The organism is Ferrovibrio sp., assembly GCF_035304305.1.
Classification (GTDB): Bacteria; Pseudomonadota; Alphaproteobacteria; order Ferrovibrionales; family Ferrovibrionaceae; genus Ferrovibrio.
On record NZ_DATGQG010000050.1, the window covers coordinates 1 to 7,749 of the forward strand.

Annotated in this window: 9 protein-coding genes; 5 read left to right on the top strand and 4 right to left on the bottom strand. The window is 63.4% G+C overall.

What is annotated here, in order from left to right:
* The 3 genes from VKZ87_RS05995 to VKZ87_RS06005 all read right to left on the bottom strand — a co-directional run.
* On the bottom strand, nt 1-242 hold a 242-nt coding region (locus tag VKZ87_RS05995), incomplete at its 3' end, for a TRAP transporter small permease (RefSeq protein ID WP_324220344.1).
* Nucleotides 243-307: 65 nt separating this feature from the next.
* The gene (locus VKZ87_RS06000) at nt 308-1,294 is read right to left on the bottom strand and encodes a sialic acid TRAP transporter substrate-binding protein SiaP (protein WP_324220345.1); all 987 of its coding nucleotides are present in this window, start codon (nt 1,292-1,294) and stop codon (nt 308-310) included.
* Between the two features lie 58 nt (nt 1,295-1,352).
* Entirely contained in the window at nt 1,353-2,270 is a 918-nt protein-coding gene (locus VKZ87_RS06005) for a shikimate dehydrogenase (RefSeq protein ID WP_324220346.1), read from the bottom strand.
* A 193-nt stretch (nt 2,271-2,463) separates the two neighbouring features.
* Between VKZ87_RS06005 and VKZ87_RS06010 the strand changes: the two genes are divergently transcribed.
* Together VKZ87_RS06010 and VKZ87_RS06015 are read left to right on the top strand one after the other, a co-directional pair.
* A complete protein-coding gene (locus tag VKZ87_RS06010; RefSeq protein WP_324220347.1) occupies nt 2,464-3,147 on the top strand; it encodes a TetR/AcrR family transcriptional regulator in 684 nt (227 codons plus the stop codon).
* Between the two features lie 115 nt (nt 3,148-3,262).
* On the top strand, nt 3,263-5,152 hold the full coding sequence (locus VKZ87_RS06015) for a bifunctional sugar phosphate isomerase/epimerase/4-hydroxyphenylpyruvate dioxygenase family protein (protein WP_324220348.1): 1,890 nt from the start codon (nt 3,263-3,265) through the stop codon (nt 5,150-5,152).
* Nucleotides 5,153-5,169: 17 nt separating this feature from the next.
* Here the strand turns inward: VKZ87_RS06015 and VKZ87_RS06020 are convergent, their stop codons facing one another.
* The gene (locus VKZ87_RS06020; RefSeq protein ID WP_324220349.1) at nt 5,170-5,373 is read right to left on the bottom strand and encodes a hypothetical protein; all 204 of its coding nucleotides are present in this window, start codon (nt 5,371-5,373) and stop codon (nt 5,170-5,172) included.
* Between the two features lie 288 nt (nt 5,374-5,661).
* On the opposite strand from VKZ87_RS06020, the gene VKZ87_RS06025 reads away from it, so the two are divergent.
* The 3 genes from VKZ87_RS06025 to VKZ87_RS06035 form a co-directional block, all read left to right on the top strand.
* A complete protein-coding gene (locus VKZ87_RS06025; protein WP_324220350.1) occupies nt 5,662-6,561 on the top strand; it encodes a universal stress protein in 900 nt (299 codons plus the stop codon).
* A gap of 40 nt (nt 6,562-6,601) precedes the next feature.
* Entirely contained in the window at nt 6,602-7,087 is a 486-nt protein-coding gene (locus VKZ87_RS06030; RefSeq protein WP_324220351.1) for a PTS sugar transporter subunit IIA, read from the top strand.
* Nucleotides 7,088-7,090: 3 nt separating this feature from the next.
* Nucleotides 7,091-7,749 (top strand): proton-conducting transporter membrane subunit (locus VKZ87_RS06035; RefSeq protein ID WP_324220352.1); only part of this gene is annotated, 659 nt, incomplete at its 3' end.

Here is a 7,749-nt window from a genome sequence, read left to right on the forward strand (position 1 = left end):
CCGTAGATCAGGTCGAAGCGGATTTCCTCCTCCTCGCGGATGACGAAAGCCGCGCCCCACAGAACCAGCCAGATCCAGAGAACCGTGCTGACCTCATTGGTCCAGCCGATCGGCAGATTGAGGAGATAGCGGAAAGCGATCTGCAGTAGGAAAACGGCAAACATGCCCACCAGCATGGCCGCGAGGACGTTTTCGCCGCGGCGATAAAGCCATCCCGCCCAGTATCCGAATGTCTGCCGCACGGCCTCCCCCGCTGCTGGTACCCGGCCTGAAATGCGGCGGAGACCATCGTCTCCGCCGCCTGCACTCAGAGCGCGTTGATCTTGTCGATCATACCCTTCGGCCAGTCCTTGGCCAGATCGGAGGCGAGATACTTTTCCTGCGCATGCTTGCGGAAGGCCGCCTGGTCCGGCTCATAGATCTGCAGGCCCTTGCTCTTGAAGAACTCCACCAGCTCCTTCTCGCGCGCAAGATGCTTCTTCTGCGAGAAATCGATGGCCGCGTCGGCGGCAGCCTGGAATCGCTTCTGCTGCTCGGGCGACATGCTCTTCCAGACCTTGCCCGAGACGGTGAGCAGGTCGAATCCGACCAGATGCGAGGTCAGCACGATCTGCGACATCACTTCGTAGAACTTCATGTTCTCGACATTGGGCAGCGGATTGTCCTGCCCGTCGATGGCGCCGGTCTGCAGGCCGGTATAGGTCTCCGCATAGGCCATCGGGGTCGGATTGGCGCCAAGCGCCTGCCCTAGGAACTGCCAGGCCTCACCCGGCGGCATGCGCAGCTTGATGCCGGCAAGATCAGCCGGCGTGTTGATCTTCTTGGACGGCTTCAGGCCGACCTGGCGGGAGCCAAAATAGGTCGGGCCGAGGATGTGGATGCCGAGCTGCTCGTCCGCCATCTTCTTCATCTCGGCGCCGGCCGGGCTGGCGAAAAATTTGGTCAGATGGTCCGCGTCGCGGAACAGATAGGCGGCCGTCAGGATCGACCAGGCCGGAATCTGCTTCGAGATATCCTGCGGCGCGATGTTGCCCATTTCCAGGTTGCCGCGCTGGATGGCGACGAGCTCGGTGCCCTGCTTGAACAGGTTGCCGCCGTAATAGCCCTCGAAGACGAAGTCATTCGCGATGCCCTCGGCGAACTTCTTCATCATCTCGGCGCGGATATCCTGCTCCGAGAAGACCGCCGAGAAGCGCAGCTTCGGCTTGTTCTGCGCCATTGCAGGCAGGCTGATGGCTGCCGCGGCCAGTCCGGTGCCGACGAGAAATCGGCGACGCGTGGTTTCTGCTGTCATTGTTTCCTCCCTTTGGGCCAATGTTTACGTATGAACCGACTCCAACCTCATCCAACTGTCAGGCCGCTGCTGCGAAATGGCCGGCCATCGACGCCATGTCCGACTTCCGTCCCGTGAAGAGCTCGAACGCCCGCACCGCCTGGCCGATCGCCATGCCGGTACCGGACAGCGTCCGGCAGCCCAGCGCCCGGGCACGACGCAGCAATTCGGTTTCCTCGGGAAAATAAATGATGTCCGCCACCCAGTGATCGGGGCGCAGAAGATCGGCCGGAAACGGAATGCCGGGATACTTCGCCATGCCGACCGGCGTCGTGTTGACCAGCCCGTCCGCCCCGGCCAGAGCATCTGCCGCGGTCGCGGCGGCATGGACACGTCCGTTCCATTCCGCGGCCATTCTGGCAGCCAGATCGGCCGCCCGCTGGCGATCGACATCGACCAGATGGATCTCGCCGACACCCAGCTGCATCAAAGAATACGCAACTGCCGCGCCCGCACCGCCAGCACCGAACTGGACGACTTTCCGCAATGGCGCATCCGGCAGCCCGATCCGGAAGCTTTCGGAAAACCCCCAGCTGTCGGTATTGTAGCCGGTAATCGCGCCCTGACCGAAAACGACCGTATTCACGGCGCCGATCGCCGCCGCCTCCGGCGACAGGGCTCCGAGATGCGGCAGGATCTGCTGCTTGAAGGGATGCGTGACGTTGAAGCCCTGGAATCCGAGCGCGGCGCCTGCCGCGAGCACCTCGGGCAGCGCCGCATCATCCCGCCCGAGCTGGTCGAAATCGACGAGAATGTAGGCGCATGCCAGACCCAGCCGCGCCGCTTCCCGCTCATGCATCCTGGGCGTCCGTGAAAGCTGGATACCGCGCCCGATCAGTCCGACCAGCACCGGGTGCCCCGAGCCCGCTGCGGGCTTCGGATGGGCTGACAGAAGCTGCCGCAGCAGGTCCGCGCAGGTTTCGCGCCTCAAATTCACGGGCCCTCCCGATTTTCGATGCAAGAATGTACGAAACAGTTAGTATAGTCAAACAGAGATGGATGCCGGAGCGCCGGCGCGCATGGTCGGAAATTATCCCGGGTTGTCCTGGCTTGGAGATTTGCAATGCCGGAATACGAGGGCAGTATGCGGCAATTCTCGCAGGATGTGATCTGGAGCGCGGGATCTGCGCGTGAGTGAATCCCTGACCATGGCAAAAACAGCAAAAGCCGGCCGCGGCCGGACCTCGACCCGCATACGCAGTCCCGAGGCCACAAGACAGGACATCATCGAGGTCGCCACCCGGGAATTTGCCCAGAACGGCCTGTCCGGGGCCCGGGTCGACGAGATCGCCGCCAAGACTGGCTCGAGCAAGCGGATGATCTATTACTATTTCGGGGACAAGGAAGGTCTCTACCTGGCCGTCCTTGAGGAAGCCTACCGGAAGGTCCGCACCACCGAAGCCCAGCTCGATCTCGAGCATCTGCGCCCCGCCGACGCGCTGCGCCGGCTGGTGGAATTCACCTTCGACCATCATCATTCCAACGAGGCGTTCATCCGTCTCGTGATGATCGAGAACATCCATCATGGCGAGTATCTCGCCCGTTCGAAGACGATCCAGGATCTGAACATCTCCGCCATCGGCGAGCTGGAGCGGGTCTACCGTCGCGGGCTCGAGGACGGCATTTTCCGCAAAGGCCTGTCCGCCATCGATCTGCATTGGCAGATCAGCGCCCTCTGCTTCTTCAGCGTGTCCAACCGGGCCACGTTCTCGCAGATTTTCCGCGTCGACCTTGCATCGAAGAAGGCGCTGGCCACCCTGCGGGCCCAGGTGGTCGACATGGTGCTGCGGAACGTGCTGAAGGCGCCGGTCTAGCCTACACCGGTTCACGAAGCGGATTTGACAGGCGGGAATGACAACATAGTTATGTACTAACTGGTTCGCTCATAACGAGCGCAGCATACTCTGCCGTGACTGGGAGGCTGCAGACGTGAAAACCTCGATTGCCACCGTGACCCTCAGCGGCACCCTGCCGAGGAAACTGCAGGCCATTGCCGCGGCCGGCTTCGACGGCGTGGAGATATTCGAAAACGACTTCCTGGCATTCGACGGCTCGCCCCGCGAGGTTGGGCGGATCGTCCGGGATGCCGGCCTGCAGATCACGCTGTTCCAGCCCTTCCGCGATTTCGAGGGCATGCCCGAGCCGCAGCGCAGCCGGACCTTCGACCGTGCCGAACGGAAATTCGACATCATGCAGGAGCTCGGCACCGACCTGATGCTGGTCTGCTCGAATGTCTCGCCGCTGGCCTTGGGCGGCATCGATCGGGCCGCGGAGGATTTCCGCGAGCTGGGCGAACGGGCCGCGAGGCGCGGCCTGAGGGTCGGCTACGAGGCGCTCGCCTGGGGCCGCCACATCAGCGATCACCGGGACGCCTGGGAGATCGTCCGGCGCGCCGATCATCCCAGTGTCGGCCTGATCCTCGACTCCTTCCACACGCTGGCGCGCAGGATCGATGTCGCATCCATCCGGGCGATCCCGAGGGACAGGATCTTCATCGTCCAGCTGGCTGATGCGCCGCAGATCGAAATGGACCTCCTGCACTGGAGCCGCCACTACCGCAACATGCCCGGCCAGGGTGACCTGCCGGTGGTGGAGTTCATGCGCGCGGTGGCCGCCACCGGCTATGACGGCGTCCTCTCCCTCGAGATCTTCAACGACCAGTTCCGCGGCGGTTCGCCCAAGGCGATTGCGGTTGATGGCAAGCGGTCCCTCGTCAGTCTGATGGACCGGGTGCGCCGGGAGGAGCCCGGCACAAGAATCTCGGTGCCGCAGATTCCTGACCGCATACGTGCCGAGGGCATCGAGTTCGTCGAGTTTGCGGCCGACGAGCATGAGGCTGCCGAACTGTCTGGCCTGTTTCGCACCCTTGGATTCCGCAAGGCCGGGCGTCACAAATCCAAGGACGTGACACTGTGGCGGCAGGGAAACATCAACCTGGTGATCAACACCGAGCGTGAGGGCTTTGCCCATTCGGCCTATCTGATGCACGGCACCAGCGTCTGCGACATCGGACTGCGGGTAGAAGATGCGGCCGCCACCGTGGCGCGGGCCCGTGCGCTGGGCGCTGAGCCGTTCGAGCAGGCGGTCGGACCGGGCGAGCTGAGCATTCCGGCGATCCGCGGCGTCGGCGGCGGCGTCATGCATTTCATCGACGGCAAGAGCGATCTGGGCCGGGTCTGGGACATCGAATTCATCCCCGTCGCGGATGACGGCGACACCTGCGAAGCCGGCCTGACCACCGTCGACCACATCGCCCAGACGATGAACTACGAGGAGATGCTGACCTGGATCCTGTTCTACACCTCGATTTTTGCGACGCGTAAGACGCCCATGGTCGACATCGTCGATCCGGCCGGGCTGGTGCGCAGCCAGGTGATCGAAAACGAAACCGGGAGCCTGCGCATCACGCTCAATGGTGCGGAAAACCGCAGGACCCTGGCCGGGCACTTCATCGCCGAAAGTTTCGGCTCGGCGGTCCAGCATATTGCCTTCGCCACCGATGACATCTTCGCCACGGTCGCGGCGATGAAGGCGAATGGCTTCACACCGCTTGCGATCTCGCCAAACTATTACGACGATATTGAGGTCCGGTTCGCGCTCGAGCCCGAATTGCTCGACCGGCTGCGGGCCGAGAACATTCTCTACGACCGCGATGCCGACGGCGAGTATTTCCAGCTCTACAGCCCCAATTACGGCGAAGGCTTTTTCTTCGAGATCGTGCAGCGGCGCCGGTATGCCGGCTATGGGGCGCCGAACGCCCCGTTCCGGATCGCCGCCCAGAAGCGCGGCATCCGCCCGAAGGACCGGGTGGAGATCTGAGCCGGCCCGGCCGGCAGTCAGATAGCCAGCAGCCCGTCCGATTCGCGGAGGGCGGTCAGGGCACGCAGCACGCTGCCCCAGATGACGACGGCTTCACGGTCCCGGGCGTTATCGGCTTCCTGGATCAGGTCCGAAACCTCCGCCTCGGCCGCCGGCCCGAACTGCCGGAAGAGTTGCACGGCTGCGGCCCAGACTTCGTGTTCAAAGCTTCCGACTTCCATGACTCCCCCGGGCGCGAAGATGTGCGGCGCGACGGATCATTCGTAGCAGGTCCCGGAGTGGCTATAACGCCCTCCCCGGATTATTTTCCAGTAATCGGTTCCGGTCCGCCAAATGCGCCGGGCATGTGAGGGACACCGCCAAACCGCAGGTGGAGTGGTTGCGGAGGATGCGCATGCGGGTCAAAATGGAGATCACAACTGTAACAGGCAAAATGCACATCGGAATTCGGGAAAAAACAACCGGGTGCCGCAAGGCGTCCCGCCGCTGGGCGATTGCGTGGAGGTAGAATGTCAGTTCCTACCTGGATGAGCGGGCCGCCGAAGAAGATTCTTTTCGCCACCGATCTCAGCGCCCGCTGCGACCGGGCCCTTGACCGCTCGGCCGCCCTCGCGGCGCAGTGGCAGTCGGCTCTGGTGGTCCTGCATGTCCTGGAGGACTTCGAGGCGGAGGCCCTGGGGATGGCAACGGTGCCGTCCTGGCGGCGCACCTCCAATCCGGTCGACCTGGCCTGGAAGGAGCTGCACGCCGATGTCAGCGAAGTTTCGGACAGGGCTCGGGTCCTGATCTCGAAGGGGAACCCGGCCGACGTCATCCTGACCACGGCGGAACAGGAAGGCTGCGACCTGATCGTCATCGGGATTGCGCGGGACGAGTTGCTGGGGCGGTTCAGCCTGGGCGGAACGGTCGACAGACTCCTCCGGCGCACCGGGGTACCGCTGCTGGTGGTAAAGAACCGTCCGAGGACGCCGTATCAGCACATTGTGGTCGCGACCGACTTCTCCCCGTCTGCGCGGCATGCCCTGGAAGCCGCCGCAAGACTTTTTCCCGGCCAGCCGCTGACCCTGTTCCATGCCTTCGATTCGCCGATGGCCGGGCTCATGACGGATGCCGCGACCTTCATGAAGGACCGCCGGGCGGCCGCGGAGCGCGAACTGCACCTGTTCCTGGAGACGGTCGACAAACCGGAGACCTGGCAGGCGCCGAATGTCCTGATCGAACACGGTGCCGCAGATGGCCTGCTGCGCAACTATGTCCGCGACAAGCAGGCGGACCTCGTCGTCCTGGGAACCCAGGGGCGCAGTGCCATCGCCGAAGTTCTGGTCGGCAGCGTAGCCAAGATGATCATGAACGAGGTTCCCTGCGACGCCCTGATCATTCGGGAACCGGTCGCTGCCTCCGAGAGATGAAAGCAGATCGTTCCATGAATCACCTCTGGTGGAGGTAAGGATGCATATTGCGGATTACCTCACTGTCGCCGACATCACTCTCGATGCGGGCTGCAAGAATAAACGTCATCTGCTCGAGACGCTTGCGGCGCAGGCTGCTGAGCGGACCGGGATTCCGGAGCAGGACATCCTGACGGCTCTGCAGTCCCGCGAGAAACTCGGTTCGACGGCACTCGGGAAAGGTGTCGCCCTGCCGCATGCGGAGGTTGCCGGAATAACCAGACCGGCCATGCTGTTCTCCCGCCTCCGGCAGCCAATCGATTTCGACGCTCCCGATGGCGAGCCCGTCGATATCGTCTTTGTGATGCTCTGGCCGGCAGAAGATACGAACGGCCTGCTCGATTCAATGGCCGAGATATGCCGCACGCTGCGGGATCCGCAGTTGCTGCGCCAGCTTCACCTCTCCAAGGGGCCGGACGAGGTGATCCGGCTGCTGCAAGACCATTCCGGCAATCCCGGGCCGCAAGACCCTGACGCCTCCCCCTGACCGATGCAAGACGACCTGCTTCTCCTGCTTATCAGTCTGCCGTTTGCCGGCGCGCTTGCAGCCGGGCTGCTGCCCACCTTTGCGCGCAACGCGGCCGCGTGGCTGGCAGGCGGGGTAAGCTTCGCTGGCTTTGCTCTGGTCTGGCTGGCCTATCCGACGATCGCGGCCGGCAATGTCATCCGTCAGGAGATCGCCTGGATGCCATCCCTGGGGATGAATTTCGTCCTCAGGATGGACGGCATTGCCATGATGTTTGCCGGGCTGGTGACGGCCATCGGCATGCTGGTCGTGCTTTACGCGCGCTACTACATGTCCGCCGAGGACCCGGTGCCGCGCTTCTTCGCTTTCCTGCTGGCCTTCATGGGCGCCATGCTGGGCATCGTGCTTTCCGGAAACCTGATCCAGCTTGTGGTTTTCTGGGAGCTTACGAGCCTCCTCTCCTTCCTGCTGATCGGCTACTGGCATCACACCCCGGCCGCGCGCGATGGCGCCCGCATGTCGTTGACGGTGACGGCCACGGGCGGCCTCTGCCTTCTCGCCGGCATCCTGGTTCTGGGTCATATAACGGGCAGCTACGATCTCGAAACCGTCCTTGCCTCCGGCGACCTTGTCCGGTCCCACCCCCTGTATCTTCCGGCGATGATTCTGGTCCTCATCGGCGC

Bases quoted from the DNA above. Each gene is read 5' to 3' on its own strand.
- VKZ87_RS06000 (WP_324220345.1), bottom strand. From the start codon at position 1,294: ATGACAGCAGAAACCACGCGTCGCCGATTTCTCGTCGGCACCGGACTG.
- VKZ87_RS06025 (WP_324220350.1), top strand. From the start codon at position 5,662: ATGTCAGTTCCTACCTGGATGAGCGGGCCGCCGAAGAAGATTCTTTTC.
- VKZ87_RS06020 (WP_324220349.1), bottom strand. From the start codon at position 5,373: ATGGAAGTCGGAAGCTTTGAACACGAAGTCTGGGCCGCAGCCGTGCAA.
- VKZ87_RS06030 (WP_324220351.1), top strand. From the start codon at position 6,602: ATGCATATTGCGGATTACCTCACTGTCGCCGACATCACTCTCGATGCG.